This window comes from Streptococcus rubneri, assembly GCF_004785935.1.
Lineage (GTDB): Bacteria > Bacillota > Bacilli > Lactobacillales > Streptococcaceae > Streptococcus > Streptococcus rubneri.
In genome coordinates this window covers 101,642-116,431 of record NZ_SRRP01000002.1, presented here as the reverse complement: position 1 = coordinate 116,431, position 14,790 = coordinate 101,642, and the positions used below count along the sequence as shown (strand labels likewise).

Annotated in this window: 15 protein-coding genes; 6 read left to right on the top strand and 9 right to left on the bottom strand. The window is 43.7% G+C overall.

Annotated elements, in window-relative coordinates; all coding sequences use genetic code 11:
* Window position 1 precedes the first annotated feature (1 nt).
* The 4 genes from E5S68_RS08765 to E5S68_RS08750 all read right to left on the bottom strand — a co-directional run bounded on the left by E5S68_RS08765 (window position 2) and on the right by E5S68_RS08750 (window position 2,544).
* A complete protein-coding gene (locus E5S68_RS08765) occupies window positions 2–310 on the bottom strand; it encodes a PTS sugar transporter subunit IIB (protein ID WP_123159800.1) in 309 nt (102 codons plus the stop codon).
* A gap of 14 nt (window positions 311–324) precedes the next feature.
* Window positions 325–648 (bottom strand): PTS lactose/cellobiose transporter subunit IIA, encoded by a 324-nt coding sequence (locus E5S68_RS08760; RefSeq protein WP_135783213.1) that lies wholly within the window; start codon window positions 646–648, stop codon window positions 325–327.
* A 166-nt stretch (window positions 649–814) separates the two neighbouring features.
* Window positions 815–1,786 (bottom strand): sugar-binding transcriptional regulator, encoded by a 972-nt coding sequence (locus tag E5S68_RS08755; protein WP_135783212.1) that lies wholly within the window; start codon window positions 1,784–1,786, stop codon window positions 815–817.
* A 14-nt stretch (window positions 1,787–1,800) separates the two neighbouring features.
* Window positions 1,801–2,544, bottom strand: a complete 744-nt coding sequence (locus tag E5S68_RS08750; RefSeq protein ID WP_135783211.1) for a DeoR/GlpR family DNA-binding transcription regulator — start codon at window positions 2,542–2,544, stop codon at window positions 1,801–1,803.
* A gap of 129 nt (window positions 2,545–2,673) precedes the next feature.
* Here E5S68_RS08750 and E5S68_RS08745 point away from each other — a divergent pair, with 129 nt between their 5' ends.
* A complete protein-coding gene (locus E5S68_RS08745; protein ID WP_135783210.1) occupies window positions 2,674–3,450 on the top strand; it encodes a glycyl-radical enzyme activating protein in 777 nt (258 codons plus the stop codon).
* A 225-nt stretch (window positions 3,451–3,675) separates the two neighbouring features.
* Here E5S68_RS08745 and E5S68_RS08740 read toward each other — a convergent pair whose 3' ends face one another.
* Complete coding sequence (locus E5S68_RS08740) at window positions 3,676–5,571, bottom strand: M13 family metallopeptidase (protein WP_135783209.1); 1,896 nt, start codon at window positions 5,569–5,571, stop codon at window positions 3,676–3,678.
* Window positions 5,572–5,719: 148 nt separating this feature from the next.
* Between E5S68_RS08740 and E5S68_RS08735 the strand changes: the two genes are divergently transcribed.
* From E5S68_RS08735 to tpx, 4 genes are all read left to right on the top strand, one after another.
* Window positions 5,720–6,442 carry a metal ABC transporter ATP-binding protein gene (locus E5S68_RS08735; protein ID WP_135783208.1) on the top strand — a complete coding sequence of 241 codons (723 nt, stop codon included), beginning with the start codon at window positions 5,720–5,722 and terminating at the stop codon, window positions 6,440–6,442.
* Window positions 6,439–7,281 carry a metal ABC transporter permease gene (locus tag E5S68_RS08730; protein ID WP_135783207.1) on the top strand — a complete coding sequence of 281 codons (843 nt, stop codon included), beginning with the start codon at window positions 6,439–6,441 and terminating at the stop codon, window positions 7,279–7,281. The genes E5S68_RS08735 and E5S68_RS08730 overlap by 4 nt, the downstream gene beginning before the upstream one ends.
* Window positions 7,282–7,292: 11 nt before the next feature.
* The gene (locus E5S68_RS08725) at window positions 7,293–8,225 is read left to right on the top strand and encodes a metal ABC transporter substrate-binding protein (RefSeq protein WP_135783206.1); all 933 of its coding nucleotides are present in this window, start codon (window positions 7,293–7,295) and stop codon (window positions 8,223–8,225) included.
* A gap of 89 nt (window positions 8,226–8,314) precedes the next feature.
* Window positions 8,315–8,809 carry a thiol peroxidase gene (gene tpx, locus E5S68_RS08720; RefSeq protein WP_135783205.1) on the top strand — a complete coding sequence of 165 codons (495 nt, stop codon included), beginning with the start codon at window positions 8,315–8,317 and terminating at the stop codon, window positions 8,807–8,809.
* A gap of 107 nt (window positions 8,810–8,916) precedes the next feature.
* Here the strand turns inward: tpx and E5S68_RS08715 are convergent, their stop codons facing one another.
* Complete coding sequence (locus E5S68_RS08715) at window positions 8,917–9,942, bottom strand: DUF3114 domain-containing protein (protein ID WP_135783204.1); 1,026 nt, start codon at window positions 9,940–9,942, stop codon at window positions 8,917–8,919.
* 140 nt (window positions 9,943–10,082) lie between these two features.
* Between E5S68_RS08715 and E5S68_RS08710 the strand changes: the two genes are divergently transcribed.
* Window positions 10,083–10,736, top strand: a complete 654-nt coding sequence (locus E5S68_RS08710; protein WP_135783203.1) for a metal-dependent transcriptional regulator — start codon at window positions 10,083–10,085, stop codon at window positions 10,734–10,736.
* Between the two features lie 16 nt (window positions 10,737–10,752).
* Here the strand turns inward: E5S68_RS08710 and dtd are convergent, their stop codons facing one another.
* The 3 genes from dtd to E5S68_RS08695 all read right to left on the bottom strand — a co-directional run bounded on the left by dtd (window position 10,753) and on the right by E5S68_RS08695 (window position 14,789).
* Complete coding sequence (gene dtd / locus E5S68_RS08705) at window positions 10,753–11,196, bottom strand: D-aminoacyl-tRNA deacylase (RefSeq protein WP_135783202.1); 444 nt, start codon at window positions 11,194–11,196, stop codon at window positions 10,753–10,755.
* Between the two features lie 372 nt (window positions 11,197–11,568).
* Window positions 11,569–13,788 (bottom strand): RelA/SpoT family protein, encoded by a 2,220-nt coding sequence (locus E5S68_RS08700; protein ID WP_135783201.1) that lies wholly within the window; start codon window positions 13,786–13,788, stop codon window positions 11,569–11,571.
* A 251-nt stretch (window positions 13,789–14,039) separates the two neighbouring features.
* Entirely contained in the window at window positions 14,040–14,789 is a 750-nt protein-coding gene (locus E5S68_RS08695) for a 16S rRNA (uracil(1498)-N(3))-methyltransferase (protein ID WP_135783200.1), read from the bottom strand.
* Window position 14,790: the final 1 nt, after the last annotated feature.

Sequence of the window (14,790 nt, the reverse complement as noted above, 5' to 3'; positions counted from 1 at the left end):
CTTATTTTTCTCCTAGCAATTCTAGGGCTAGGTTTAATACTTTCTTACCATCTAGCATTCCATAATCTGCCATAGGAATGACAGCAATAGGAATATGGTTTGCTTCACAAATTGCTTTTGATTTATCCAAAGTATAAGCTACTTGTGGCCCTAACAAAGCGACATCTATTTCTGGAGCAAAATCTGCTAATTTCGCTTGAGAATATGCTTCAATTTCAGCGTCAATGCCTAATTCCTGAGCTGCCACCTTCATATTATTTACCAACATCCCTGTTGAAAATCCTGCTGCACAAAACAATCCAATTTTCATTTTCTTTTTCCTCCTTATTGTTTCGCTGAAAGTTCTTTACGTAAGTCAATCATTTCTTTAATCAAGTTGATCTCTGTGATTGAAGTCATTAAGTGATCTTGTGAGTGCACAAACAAAGCTGTAATCTCTGTCTTTGTCCCACCTGCTTCTTGGGCTAAAAATTTTGTTTGCAAGTTATGCGCTTCTAGCAATGCTGCATCTGCTTTTGCAATTTCGCCTTCAGAAGATGTAAAATCACCCTCCTTAGCATATGATAAAGCTTGGTAAATATGCTGTTTAGCATCACCCGCATTTAAAATTAAGCCCATAATAATTTGGTCTGCAACAATTATTTCCATGTGCACTACACTCCTTTGTAAATCTAATGAAAGCGCTTTTTCTATTGTCAATATACCATTTATATTTTTGCCGGTCAATAAAAACTACAACATTTGATTATTGTTTTTGGTTTTTGCACATTTGTGCTGTTCAACTCAAAAAAATAAGGACTGCATCCTTGCTGTCCTATTTTTTAGTAAATTGCTGATCACCATCTAATTCTAAAACTTTTAAGATTGTCGCTTCATCTGTGACTAAATGATTGATATAGTTGGCTTTTAAAACCGATAAAATTGCTTTTGCTTTTTGATCACCGTAGGCTAACGAGATGGTATTCGGAACCTTTCTCAATTCCTCCAATGTGATAGATATTGTTCTTTCCTGTAATTCAGGATAAACAGGGATACCTTCTTGATCAAAGAAACGACAGCAGACTTCTCCTACAGCATGTTCCGACTCCAATTTCTTAAAATCATTTGTTGTTAGCATATCAAACCACTGAGGATTCTTGCTATCTGCATAGCCACCAATCCCTACAGCCGCAACATCCAAACAACGCCAACTAGCTTTCAAGTCCTCGAAATACTTAGAAGATAAGATGCCTTCCGTTACCTCAGAATTTTCTTGAATGACACTCGCGTTTATAAAATGACATTCTCCATGAAATTTACTCGCCATACTGTAGATTAGAGTATTGACATGGTAGCGGGCATGGATATGACTTGGACCTCCAGCTAGGGGATAAAATTGAACACCATCCAAACGCTTAGTTCCAACTTGTTCCACCATTAATCTGAGAGACTTGCCCCATGAAAAACCAACTGTCATTCCATCTTCAATCAAATTTCGAAGCATGACAGCACTTGCTTGCGCTAGCCGCTTTTCAAGGCTTTCTCGTGGCTCATCAACTAGATTTGGGATAATCTCGATAGCTTTCAAGCCATATTTTTGTTTGATATAATTTTCTAAATGGAAGAGGCGAGTATCAAAATTTTCAATTTCAATTTTTACAACTCCCTCTTTTTTAGCCTCCGCTAACATTCTGCTGACAGTTGTACGGTAGATTCCAGTTTCTGCCGCGATCTGCGACTGACTTTTGTCTTCAACATAGTATAAATAGGCTAATTTTGCAAGTAACTTTTTCCGTTCATCTTTCAATTGGCGTCTCCTCCCTATACTAATGTCAAAATTGTTTGTGAGTTCTCCAGTTTTTCTTTTGCTTCTTGAGATAAGTTCTTATCCGTAATGACTCTAGAAACTTGTGAAAGTGCAAATCGTCTGACAGTCCCACATTTCTCAAATTTACTTGAATCTGTCAAGACAATCACTTCTTTAGAAACATCGGACATAGCTTGAACAACTTCACTTCTCATCATATCTTTCCCAGTAAAGCCAAGTTCATCATCATATCCGTCAACCCCTACAAAAGCAAAGGGAACTCTAAACGAGCGAATTAATTCTTTCAAAAGCGGACCTACAGTCACTCTCGATTCTTTTTGAAACTCACCACCCAGTAATATGATTTTACAGGAATCATATTCCTGAATATAATCTGCAATAAAATAAGAATTTGTCACAATCTTGACATTCTTTTTTGTTTGGCAAATTTCTTCCGCTAGTAGGGCACACGTAGAGCCTGATTCAATCAGAATAGTGTCGTTATCCTTAATTAATTTAGCGGCCTCCCGGGCTATTCTTTTCTTGGTATCATATTGAAAGGACAATCGAACATTGATATCATCTCCACTATTTAAAACTGCATAGCCATGCTCCCTATGCAATAATCCTTTTGATTCCAGCTTATCCAAATCCTTTCGAATAGTCACCTTAGAGACTTGTAATTTCTCCGACAAGCTATTAACATCAATCTTTTCAAACTCCGATACTAATTTCAATATTTCATCTAAACGTTGCATTGTTTTTACCTCTTCTCTATTTTAGCAAATTTTCGAGTGAATTCAAAACAAAATAAACTTTCGTTCGTAATTGAATTAGTTTCTTAAATAATGTATAATAGACTTACTAGATTGATAGGAGAGCAAAATATGGAACAAAATCGTGGCATTATCTTTAACATCCAACACTTTAGTATCCATGATGGCCCTGGCATCCGAACTACTGTATTTCTAAAAGGATGTCCCCTGCGTTGTCCATGGTGCTCCAATCCTGAATCCCAGCGTGCAAATCCTGAAAAAATGTTAGATGCTGTTACTAAAAAGGAAACTATCACGGGAGAAGAAAAAACAGTCACAGAAATCATAGATGATGTCTTAAAAGACGTTGACTTCTATGAAGAATCTGGTGGTGGCCTTACCCTGTCTGGTGGAGAAATCTTTGCTCAATTTGAATTTGCCAAATCTATCTTAAAAGCTGCGAAAGAAGTTGGACTTCATACTGCAATCGAAACGACAGCTTTTGTTGAACATGAAAAATTTGTCGATCTCATTCAGTATGTCGATTTTATTTATACAGACCTTAAACATTACAATACACTTAAACATAAGAGGGTTGTCGGAGTCAACAATCATCTGATTATTAAAAATATTCATTATGCCTTTGCTCAAAACAAAACAATCGTTTTACGTATTCCAGTCATCCCTAATTTCAATGACTCTTTAAACGATGCTGAAGAATTTGCTTCTCTTTTTAATTCTTTAAACATTGATGAAGTACAGCTTCTCCCATTTCACCAGTTTGGAGAAAACAAATACAAGCTTTTAGGACGTCGCTATGAAATGGAAGGAATAAAGGCTCTGCATCCAGAAGATTTATATGACTACCAGCAAGTTTTTTTAGATCATGACATTCACTGTTATTTCTAATCCACTCAAAAATCCCCAAAGCTAGTTTCAGTCAGTTGAAACATGGCTTCGGGGATTTTTAGTTTTTTTCACGAGCGATCAAGAAAATCAATCAATTGCTTAACTGAAGTTGAGACTACTTCCTTTGGAAAAAGATAAATCAATTGGCATTCATGGAATGCGGCATTGATTTCCTATTTTTCTGCAGGAAGTTTCGGTAAACAGAATCGTCTCTCCTATCTTAGTTTACCAAATAATTACACGATCTTCTGGTTTTCTCCACATGCCATCTCCTTCTTTGACATCAAAGGTTTCAAAGAATTCGTCAAAGTTTGGCAATTGGACATTGGTACGGAGTTTTCCTGGTGCATGGACATCGACACTTGCGAGGAGTTGCATGTACTCTGTCCGAGCTTTCATGCGCCAGATGCGAGCAAAGTTGGTGAAGAATTCTTCTGCGGAGAAGTCTGCTTCTTTCTTAGCGGCTTCAAGGGCTGCAGCGATTCCTCCTAGGTCTGCCACGTTTTCAGAAACGGTCAATTTCCCGTTAATCTTAGCACCGTAAGAGTCTTGACCTTCAAACTGATCGATAACCTTTTGGATCCGAGCGGTAAAGGCTTCGTAATCTTCTGGCTTCCACCAGTCTTTCAAACTACCGTGCTCGTCAAAGGAAGCGCCATTGGTATCAAAGGCGTGGGAGATTTCATGGGCGATGACTGCACCGATTCCACCGTAGTTAGCTGATGACGATTGGTGAAGGTCGTAGAAAGGCGCCTGTAAGATCGCTGCTGGGAAGACGATTTGGTTTTGTTGCGGATCATAGTAGGCATTGACCATATTAGCTGGCATGTGCCATTCGCTCCGATCGACTGGTTGGTTCCACTTGCTCCAAGTATGGGCAATGGAAATTTCGTAAAGGGCTTGAGCATTTTCCACCAAGGTCTTGCTCTCGTCGATGATCTTCTTGGCGTATGTTTCTGGTAATTTTTCAGGGTAGCCGATATGCGGTGTGATGACATTGAGCTTGACAATAGCTTTTTCGCGAGTTTCAGGAGCGAGCCAGTCTGCTTTTTCCAGACGATCCTTGTAGACCTCAATCATGGTCGCTACTTTATGCTCTACGTCTGCTTTCGCTTCTGGTGAGAATTTTTCGCCTGCATACCAGAGTCCAAGCGCTTGGCTATAAGGTACTTCTGCTAATGACAAGGCCGCCTTTTCTTTTGGACGAGGTTCTGGAATACCTGCAATCGTACGACCATATTCACCAGCCAAGACACGGATTTCTTCGGTCAAGAATAAAGTCCAATCTACGGCTGCACTGAGTTTCAATCTTGCATGAATGGTTTCCCAGTTGGCTGCTGAATAGTATTTTGGTGCAAATTCCTTCCAGAAACGCTCTTCTGGCACGATGATTTTATCCGGAGTTTGTCCGATCACTTCTGTAAAGAAGGTATCGAGTGGCAATTCTGGAACCAAGGCCTTGAAATCTGCCCACTCATAAGGATGGTAGAGTTTGTTGTACTCGGATCTTTCTTCATTTGACAAGACATATTTGGCCAATTCTGCATCCGCCGCGATGACTTTATCCAGGATATCTTTGATTTCTTTCTCTGAGAAATCAAATTTTGGTAAGAGTTTTTCCATCATTTGGCGCCAGATAGCTAGTAATTCTGGACCTTTTTCGTTACCTTCTTCATAGTAGGTCGTATCTGGCAAGATATGAGCCGGTGCTTCTCCCCACAAAACATTCATTTGGGCATTCATATAGTCTGGTGACACGCTAAATGGCATGAGATTTGGTTTGCCAGCTAGTTCATAGGCTCCCAGCTTGCTGGTATAGTCTTCAAAAGAAGTCAGAGCCTTGATTTCATTGATTAAGGGCATAGCTGGAGCCACACCAGTTGCTTCTCGCGCATCAAAATCTGCCACCATTTTATGGTATTTGACGAAGTTTTGCAGAATGCTGTCTTCAGGCAATTCTTCTCCTTGTTGCCATTTCCCAGTGATATCCAACATCAAGTTTTCGATATCTTGGACCAAGTCCATAAAACCACCGGTTGACGGTTTGTCATCTGGAATCACAGCTGTCTCAGCCCATTTCCCATTGACGTAATCATAAAAATCATCTTGTAAACGTACCATGATCTTCTCACTTTCATTCTTTTCTATTAACCTTATCAAAAATAGGTCTATTTTTCAATGATTACAAGCGAGTTAATCTAAATTATTTCAAAAATTAACTTGACTTAATTTTTTCATTCATGTATATTAATGTTAAAGGAGTAAAATCATGATTCAAATTCAACATCTAAGTGTTGCTTACCAGCAAACACTGGCCTTGGAGGATCTTTCCCTCACCATCCAGGGTCCAACCATCCTAGGCATTCTTGGACCCAACGGAGCTGGAAAATCAACCCTGATCAAGGCCATGCTAGGACTTCTCCCTCATTCGGGAAAGGTCCTGCTCGATCAAAAAGATCTCGGCCAAGCTCTTCAACGGGTGGCCTACGTCGAACAAAAGACCGCTATTGATTTCCACTTCCCCATCACGGTGCGGGAGTGTGTCTCGCTTGGACTCTACCCCCATCTTTCGATCTTCAAGCGAAAAAGCAAAGAGGATCTGAAAAAAGTGGAAAATGCCTTGAAACTTGTCAATCTTCTTGATCTAGCGGATCGCCAGATTGGCCAACTTTCAGGAGGGCAATTCCAACGGGTCCTAATCGCCCGCTGCTTGGTCCAAGAAGCAGATGTCATCTTTTTGGATGAGCCCTTTGCTGGGATTGACTCTGTCAGCGAAGACATCATCATGCAGACACTCCAAACCTTGAAAAAGGAAGGCAAGACCATCCTGATCGTCCATCACGATCTGAGCAAGGTCCCAGCTTATTTTGACCAGATCCTGCTCCTTCATCGCAAACTGATTGCTTTTGGGAAAACAGAAGAAACCTTTACCAAAGAGAATCTTCACGCAGCCTACGGTCATGAACTTTTTATAGGAGGTGAAATCAGATGATTGCAGAATTTATCGATGGATTACAACAATTTCATTTCCTCCAAAATGCTCTCATTACAGCTATTGCCATCGGGATCGTCGCTGGTGCAGTCGGATGTTTCATCATTTTGCGAGGCATGTCTCTCATGGGAGATGCCATCTCACACGCGGTCCTTCCAGGTGTGGCCCTTTCCTTTATCCTGGGCATCAATTTCTTTATTGGCGCCATTGCCTTCGGGCTTTTAGCTTCCATCCTGATCACCTATATCAAGAGCAACTCCATCATCAAGAGCGACACTGCGATTGGGATTACCTTTTCTTCTTTCCTCGCCTTAGGAGTCATTCTGATCGGAGTCGCTAAAAGTTCCACCGACCTCTTCCACATCCTCTTTGGGAATATCTTGGCCGTACAAGACCAGGATATGTGGATAACCATCGGTGTTGGGGTGGCGGTCTTGCTGGTGATTTGCCTGCTCTTTCGACCCTTACTGCTCACATCTTTTGATCCTGTTCTGGCTCAATCCATGGGCGTCCGGGTCAAGATCTATCACTACCTCCTCATGGTGCTCTTGACCTTGGTTTCTGTCACTGCTATGCAGAGTGTCGGGACCATTCTCATCGTCGCCATGCTCATCACACCCGCTGCGACAGCCTATCTCTATGCTAATAGCCTCTGGTCCATGATGCTCCTTTCATCGGGATTAGGTGCTCTTGCATCCATCCTGGGACTCTTTATTGGCTATAGCTTCAACATCGCCGTCGGGTCTTGTATTGTCCTCACTTCTGCAATATTCTTTCTCATCAGCTTCTTTATCGCTCCTAAGCAGAGAAAGAACAAGCACGCTCTTTCGCCTCATTAAAGGAGAAACACATGAAAAAAATCACTTCTGTCCTCGCCCTCTTTGTGGCACTCTTATTTGGTCTTATGGCCTGTAGCAAAGACTCTTCTTCCAAGTCCTCATCCGATAAATTGAAGGTGGTTACCACCAACTCCATCCTTGCCGATATCACCAAAAATATCGCGGGGGATAAAATCGAGCTACACAGTATTGTTCCTGTCGGTCAAGATCCCCACGAGTACGAACCACTCCCAGAAGATGTCAAAAAAACTTCACAAGCAGACCTGATCTTCTACAATGGGATCAACCTCGAAACCGGTGGCAATGCTTGGTTTACTAAATTGGTCAAAAATGCCAATAAAGTAGAAAACAAGGACTATTTCGCTGCCAGCGATGGCGTAGAGGTCATCTACCTAGAAGGCCAAAACCAAGCTGGAAAAGAAGACCCTCACGCTTGGCTCAATCTCGAAAATGGAATCATCTACGCTAAAAACATTGCCAAACAATTGATCGCCAAAGATCCAAAAAACAAGGACTTCTACGAAAAAAATCTAGCAGCCTATACTGAAAAACTCAGTAAGCTAGACCAAGAAGCCAAGCAAGCATTCAAGAACATCCCAGAGGATAAGAAGATGATCGTGACCAGCGAAGGCTGCTTCAAGTACTTCTCCAAAGCCTACGGCGTCCCATCTGCCTATATCTGGGAAATCAATACGGAAGAAGAAGGGACACCCGAACAAATCAAAACGCTGGTAGAGAAATTGCGTCAAACCAAAGTACCGTCCCTCTTTGTCGAATCCAGTGTCGATGAACGACCTATGAAAACTGTGTCTAAGGATACCAATATCCCTATCTTTGCAAAAATCTTCACTGACTCGATTGCCAAAGAAGGGGAAGAAGGCGACAGCTACTACAGCATGATGAAATGGAATTTAGAGAAAATCGCAGAAGGTTTGAACAAATAAGGTTCCTGGCTCGAAATGATTTTCCAGTCAAATGAGTGGCCCTCCCTCTTTCATTGATGTACAATGAAAAGAAAAAAGGAGTCTTTACTATGACAACATTTTTAGGAAACCCTGTTACCTTTACCGGCTCTCAACTTCAAGTTGGCGATACTGCTCACGACTTTTCACTGACCACCCCTAACTTGGAGAAAAAATCTTTGGCTGATTTTGCTGGCAAGAAAAAAGTCCTCAGCGTGATCCCATCCATTGACACAGGTATCTGTTCCACTCAAACACGTCACTTCAACCAAGCCTTATCTGACCTGGAAGATACTGTGGTCTTAACCGTCTCTGTCGATCTTCCTTTCGCCCAAGGCAAATGGTGTGCTGCAGAAGGGATCGAAAATGCCATCATGCTTTCAGACTACTTCGACCATTCCTTCGGAAAATCCTACGGCCTCTTGATCAATGAATGGCACTTGCTCGCGCGCGCTGTCTTGGTCTTAGATGCGGATAACAAGGTCACTTACGTTGAATACCTCGACAACATCAACAGTGAGCCCAATTACGAGGCTGCAATCGAAGCCGTCAAAGCACTTGATTAAACGAAAAAGAGGTCTGTGACCTCTTTTCTATATCTACAAAATCTGTTCAGAGACTTTCCTTAGGTGAGCTTCTAAGAGGCCTTTGTCTTCAATCCGAAAGAGGACTACTATAAAATCCGATGGAGTCCATTCTGGAGGAGGACTCGCCAACGTAAGCGTGGGATGCCTCTGAGGAAACTCCGCACGCGCCGTGCTACCTGTTGCTTGTAGCTCTTGCCTCCTTGTGCAAAGGTTCCCTTCCGACTCCAATAGCCCTGCTCTCCGCGGTCATTCTTCGGGGCTAGATAGCGAACACCTTGCTGATAGAGAACCTTCTTGCGAAAAGCTGGATCCCACGGTTTGACGGGATCGATATCCAAGTCCTTATGGGCATGGCCTCTGGCTAAGCCATAGTTGAAACTGGCTCCATTGACAATGCCATTTTCAGAAATCTGATTCGGATCCACTTCGTTGAGAAACTGGCCACCCTGATCCAGGATATACTCTGTATGAAAGTTGAGTAAGATCTTAAAATTCAACTGGGCCTGAGCACGAGATGGGAAGGCGAGTTGGCCGTCTTGATCTACATAGACCTTATTATGGAGACGAGCTGCCGCATAAGCATCGATTTTGATCCCTTTTGTCTCCTGCAAGTAAGCTTGTAGCGCCTCTTCATCAGTCTGCCCCGCTCTGGCATAATTCTCCCGAATCCACTGGGCCTGGTAGGCAGAGAGCAGGTATCGGAACTGGTGGATCTGGCGTTTTAAGAGCTGGTCTCCCTCTTTGCTAGCTAATGGTTCCTGAGCAAAAGCTACTTGGACCACTCTTGAAAAAGAGGACCAAAAAGATGAATGAGGGGGGCAATCTGGCCAGAACCGCTTCAATAAGAAGGCAGCCTCCTCACAGGTCCCCGATAAATCCCGTGGCATGAGACAGAGGTGCATGATCCCTCTTAAGAGGGCCTGGGCACGACCTGCCGTCAACCCTTGCAGTTCTCTCTGCCACATCTCTTGGAAAAGAGGGCTGGCAAAGACAAAGACAGAGCGGTAACAGTCTTGCCTTCTTGCTTCATCTTCGCAAGACTGCAGTCGTTTTTCTAAGTAGCTGAGACCTCTGGTCGTCCAACCCAGTTTTTCCAATTCCTGTCGCTGCATTTGCACCCTCCTTTCCACATTGCTCTTGGTTTATGCTTCTATACTATCATCTTTCTCCCTCCCAGACAATTCCTATCCACTGGCCAAGCCATTTTACGCTTTTTTTGATATACTAGATGAAGCGAAGAAAAGAGGACCCTATGACACCAAATAAAGAAGATTACCTCAAGTGCATCTATGAAATCGGCACGCAACATGAAAAAATTAGTAACAAAGAGATTGCGGCCCGGATGCAGGTTTCGCCTCCAGCCGTGACTGAGATGGTCAAACGCATGATCTCGGAGAATCTCCTCATCAAGGACAAGACCCACGGCTATCTGCTTACCGAGCTCGGCCTCCAAACGGTTTCTGATCTCTTTCGCAAGCACCGCTTGATCGAAGTGTTCTTGCTCAAAAAACTGGGCTATACGACCGAAGAAGTCCATGAAGAAGCTGAAGTGCTCGAACATACTGTCTCCGACCGCTTTATCGATAAACTTGACCAGATGTTAGACAATCCTAAGACCTGCCCCCACGGAGGAACCATTCCACCGAAAGGAAAACTTCTCATCGAGGCTTACCAGGACCGTTTGAGTGATGTCAGCGAACCGGGAATCTTTCGTTTGCGAAGAGTCCAGGATAGCTTTGAATTGCTGAATTTTTTAGACCAGATCCAGCTGACCATTGGAGATGACATTCTCTTCAAAGGCTACGACGATTACACTGGCCTCTATCAGCTCCAGATCAAAGACCAAGACATCCAGATCAATCACCTGATTGCCCAACAACTTTACATAGAAAAACATGCCCTTTGATGAAGAGCATGTTTTTCTATGGATTTTTCGTATCGAGGATGATGGTCACTGGCCCATCATTGATGAGTTCGATTGCCATATCTGCAGCGAAGACCCCTCGTTTGACAGGGACTTCCGTTTCCAACAAATCATTAAAATCATCATAGAGCTGGCTGGCCATCTCTGGATTGGCCGCCCCAATAAAGGCTGGACGATTGCCTTTTTTTGTCTGGGCAAAGAGGGTAAATTGAGATATCGAGAGGATTTCTCCTTGAATATCCTTAACAGATAAATTCATCTTCCCATCTTCATCCGAGAAAATTCGCATTTGCGTGACCTTTCGTACTGCGTATTCCAAATCCTTCTGGTCATCCTCAGGACCCACTCCCACCAAGAGAAGAAGTCCTTCTTGAATCTGACTATAAACTTGACCGTCAATAGAAACCGAGGCCCTTTTGACCCGTTGAATTACTAATTTCATCTTATTATCCTATTTATACAATCTATTGGGCTCACCACTAAGCTTCAAAGAACATCGACATCAGACAAGGCAGTGAGACGCAGGCAGACTATCCGAAAATCAAAGGCTGTTCAGTTGCTTTTAGGGCAAGGCAGCGAGACGAAGACAGTACTGAAGTACGGCGAGGCGAGCTAACGAAGCAATAAAAGAGTTCTGACCACGCTCCTCAATCTTCAAAGAAAATCGACATCAGACAAGGCAGTGAGACTCAGACAGACTATCCGAAAACCAAAGGCTGTTCAGTTGCTTTTAGGGCAAGGCAGCGAGACGAAGACAGTACTGAAGTACGGCGAGGCGAGCTAACGAAGCAATAAAAGATAACTGAGCAGCCGATTAGCCGTTGGTACGCTTAACAGAGTACACCTCCGGCACACTCTTAATCTTATCCACAACCGTTGTCAACATAGACAGGTTTGGAATCCCGAAGGAAATGTGGATATTGGCAAATTTCATATCTTTGGTTGGTTGGGCATTGACAGTTGAGATCATCTTAGCCGTGTTGGAGAGGACTTGAAGGACATCATTGAGAAGGCCTGCACGGTTGAGGCCGTAGATATCGATATGGGCGATGTAATCCTTGGTCGTGTTATTGTCTTCCCACTCGACGTCGATCAAGCGTTGCTCGTAGTTGTCTTGAGCCCGCAGGTTCATACAGTCTTGACGGTGAATGGCAACCCCACGTCCTTTGGTAATGTAACCGACAATTGTATCTCCTGGGACGGGATTGCAACACTTAGCAATCCGGATCAAGAGACCAGAAGCCCCTTGGATGACCACGCCACCTTCATGGCGGACCTTGAGGGTGTCTTTTTTGTTTTCAACCTTGACTTCGCCACCTTTGACCAGCTCCTCAGCTTCTGCACGCGCCTTGGCCTTTTCCTCTTCTCGACGCTCTTCCTCCGTCAAACGATTAAAGACAGAGATGGCTCCGATTTCTCCAAAACCGATGGCCGCAAACAAGGCCTCTTCGGTCTTGTAGCTGGTCTTTTGCAAGACCTTGTCCATGTGCTTCTTATCCATGAACTTGTTGGCAATCATATCATGCTCATGGAATTGGGCCATGAGCAACTCTCGTCCACGGTTGATCGAGAGTTCCTTGTCTTGGTTCTTAAAGAATTGGCGGATCTTATTGCGGGCCTTGCTGGTCTTGACGATATTGAGCCAGTCACGACTTGGTCCAAATGAATTTGGATTGGTGATGATTTCAACCTGGTCACCCGTTTTCAGCTTGGTAGTCAAAGGAACCATACGGCCATTAACCTTGGCACCAGTCGCTTTTTCCCCGATCTTGGTATGAATCTCATAGGCAAAGTCAATCGGTCCAGAATCCTTTGGAAGAGAACGAACCGCTCCATCTGGGGTAAAGACATAAATCTCTTCGGCTAGATAGTTTTCTTTGACAGTATCAACAAATTCCTTGGCATCATCCGCCTGGTCTTGGAGTTCCATCATCTCCTTGATCCAGTTCATCCCAATAGCCGATTCTTTGCTGTTGACTTGGCCCTTGATTCCTTTCTTATAAGCCCAGTGTGCCGCAACCCCGTACTCAGCAACCTCGTGCATTTCCTTGGTACGGATCTGGAACTCGATGGGACCTTTTGGACCGTAAACAGTGGTATGGATGGACTGGTAACCATTGGCCTTCCGATTGGCGATGTAGTCCTTGAAACGGCCTGGCATAGGCTTCCACAACTCGTGGATATAGCCCAGCATGGCGTAGACATCGCTCGGTGATTCCAGGATACAGCGAATGGCAATCAAATCATAGATTTCATCAAAGCGTTTCTTCTTATCCTGCATCTTGCGGTAGATGGAGTAGATATGCTTAGGACGACCATAGATTTTCCCATAGAGGTGGCGTTCTGCCGCATAGGACTCGATCTTTTGGACAACTTCTTCTACCAAGGCTTCCCGCTCGCGACGCTTCTCCTTCATCATATGGGAAATTTTATAGAACTCGACTTCATTCAGATAACGGAAGGATAGATCTTCCAATTCCCACTTGACGCTGGAAATCCCGAGACGGTGGGCTAGCGGTGCATAGATTTCCATGGTTTCCTGGGAAATCCGTTCTTGCTTGTCCTTGCGTAAATGCTTCAAAGTCCGCATGTTGTGCAAGCGGTCTGCTAGCTTGACCAAGATGACACGGATATCCTGAGACATGGCCATGAGCATCTTGCGGTGGTTCTCTGCCAACTGCTCTTCATGGGACTTGTATTTGACCTTCCCGAGCTTGGTCACTCCATCAACAATCACTCGGACATCATGCCCAAATTCACGTTCTAAATCATCTAGGGTCGCGTTTGTATCCTCGACAACGTCGTGCAAAAAACCACAGGCAACCGTCACAGCATCCAACTTCAATTTTGCCAAAATGCCGGCAACTTGAATAGGGTGGATGATATAGGGTTCACCTGATTTACGGAATTGCCCACTATGGCAGTCGACTGCATAAAGGAGAGCTTTTTCTACAAATGCAACATCCTCTCCCGACAAGTATTTTTTTGTAAGGGCAATAACCTGGCCCCCTGTTAAAGGTTCTTCTTTCGGCATCTAGTTTTCTCCACTTTCTTGCCTTCTATTCTATCACTTTTAGCTCTATATGAAAACTAGTCCGATTGACTTTCATGCTATTTGAGGAGCTTTCCAGCACTATCAGCCAGAAATCCCGAACGTAGGCTCCCTTTTTATACAAATACTCCATTTTTTATAAAATATTTATTAATTTGTAATATATAAAAAATAAGAAAACGAATAAATTCTGAATAAAATAAGATATAAAAGAAACGCGTGAAGATCTACCTTCACGCGTTTTTCATTAATTCTGTAACAACACTCACTGTGCTAAGTGCATAGAGTGGGGCGGTTTCTGCACGGAGAATCCGAGGGCCAAGGCCTGCAAGGACTGCTCCTTTAGCTTCAAAACTTTCAATTTCAGCAGGTGAGAGACCTCCTTCTGGACCAAAGATAAAGAGAACCTTGCTCCCTTTTTCAAGACCACTTACAGCTTGTACAAGAGCAGCGCTTTCGCCTTCTTTGGCTGACTCTTCATAGGCCACCACGATGCGGTCAAACTGGTCGAACTGAGCTAGAAAGTCTGCTTTTTTTTCAAAGAGGGTAATGCTCGGGACATGATTCCGCTTGCTTTGTTCTGCTGCTCCAAGGGCAATTTTTTCTAGTTTTTCGACCTTTTTACCCAGTTTCTTGCCATCCCACTTGGCAACGGACCAGTCTGCAGGGAAGGCCAAAATCTGACTGGCACCCAGTTCGGTTACTTTTTGAGTGATAAACTCCAGCTTGTCTCCCTTAGGAAAGCCGGATGCGATGGTCACTTGGACCGGCAGTTCCACATTATCAGCTAATTCTTTGATTAGCTCCAACTGACGAGCCTCCACATTGACCACGCGCGCCAAACGCTTGATCCCATCATCAAAAACTAAGGTAACCTCGTCCTCTTCTTTCAAACGCATGACCTGAAACATGTGCTTGCTGGTTTCCTTGTCCTCGATGGTGACAGGAGAGATTGCACTCCCCTTGACAAAATACTGCTGCATG

Coding starts and splice junctions, on each gene's coding strand:
- E5S68_RS08715 (WP_135783204.1), bottom strand. CDS start 9,942: ATGCAGCGACAGGAATTGGAAAAACTGGGTTGGACGACCAGAGGTCTC.
- tpx (WP_135783205.1), top strand. CDS start 8,315: ATGACAACATTTTTAGGAAACCCTGTTACCTTTACCGGCTCTCAACTT.
- E5S68_RS08710 (WP_135783203.1), top strand. CDS start 10,083: ATGACACCAAATAAAGAAGATTACCTCAAGTGCATCTATGAAATCGGC.
- E5S68_RS08700 (WP_135783201.1), bottom strand. CDS start 13,788: ATGCCGAAAGAAGAACCTTTAACAGGGGGCCAGGTTATTGCCCTTACA.
- dtd (WP_135783202.1), bottom strand. CDS start 11,196: ATGAAATTAGTAATTCAACGGGTCAAAAGGGCCTCGGTTTCTATTGAC.
- E5S68_RS08745 (WP_135783210.1), top strand. CDS start 2,674: ATGGAACAAAATCGTGGCATTATCTTTAACATCCAACACTTTAGTATC.
- E5S68_RS08765 (WP_123159800.1), bottom strand. CDS start 310: ATGAAAATTGGATTGTTTTGTGCAGCAGGATTTTCAACAGGGATGTTG.
- E5S68_RS08740 (WP_135783209.1), bottom strand. CDS start 5,571: ATGGTACGTTTACAAGATGATTTTTATGATTACGTCAATGGGAAATGG.
- E5S68_RS08730 (WP_135783207.1), top strand. CDS start 6,439: ATGATTGCAGAATTTATCGATGGATTACAACAATTTCATTTCCTCCAA.
- E5S68_RS08735 (WP_135783208.1), top strand. CDS start 5,720: ATGATTCAAATTCAACATCTAAGTGTTGCTTACCAGCAAACACTGGCC.
- E5S68_RS08760 (WP_135783213.1), bottom strand. CDS start 648: ATGGAAATAATTGTTGCAGACCAAATTATTATGGGCTTAATTTTAAAT.
- E5S68_RS08695 (WP_135783200.1), bottom strand. CDS start 14,789: ATGCAGCAGTATTTTGTCAAGGGGAGTGCAATCTCTCCTGTCACCATC.
- E5S68_RS08750 (WP_135783211.1), bottom strand. CDS start 2,544: ATGCAACGTTTAGATGAAATATTGAAATTAGTATCGGAGTTTGAAAAG.
- E5S68_RS08725 (WP_135783206.1), top strand. CDS start 7,293: ATGAAAAAAATCACTTCTGTCCTCGCCCTCTTTGTGGCACTCTTATTT.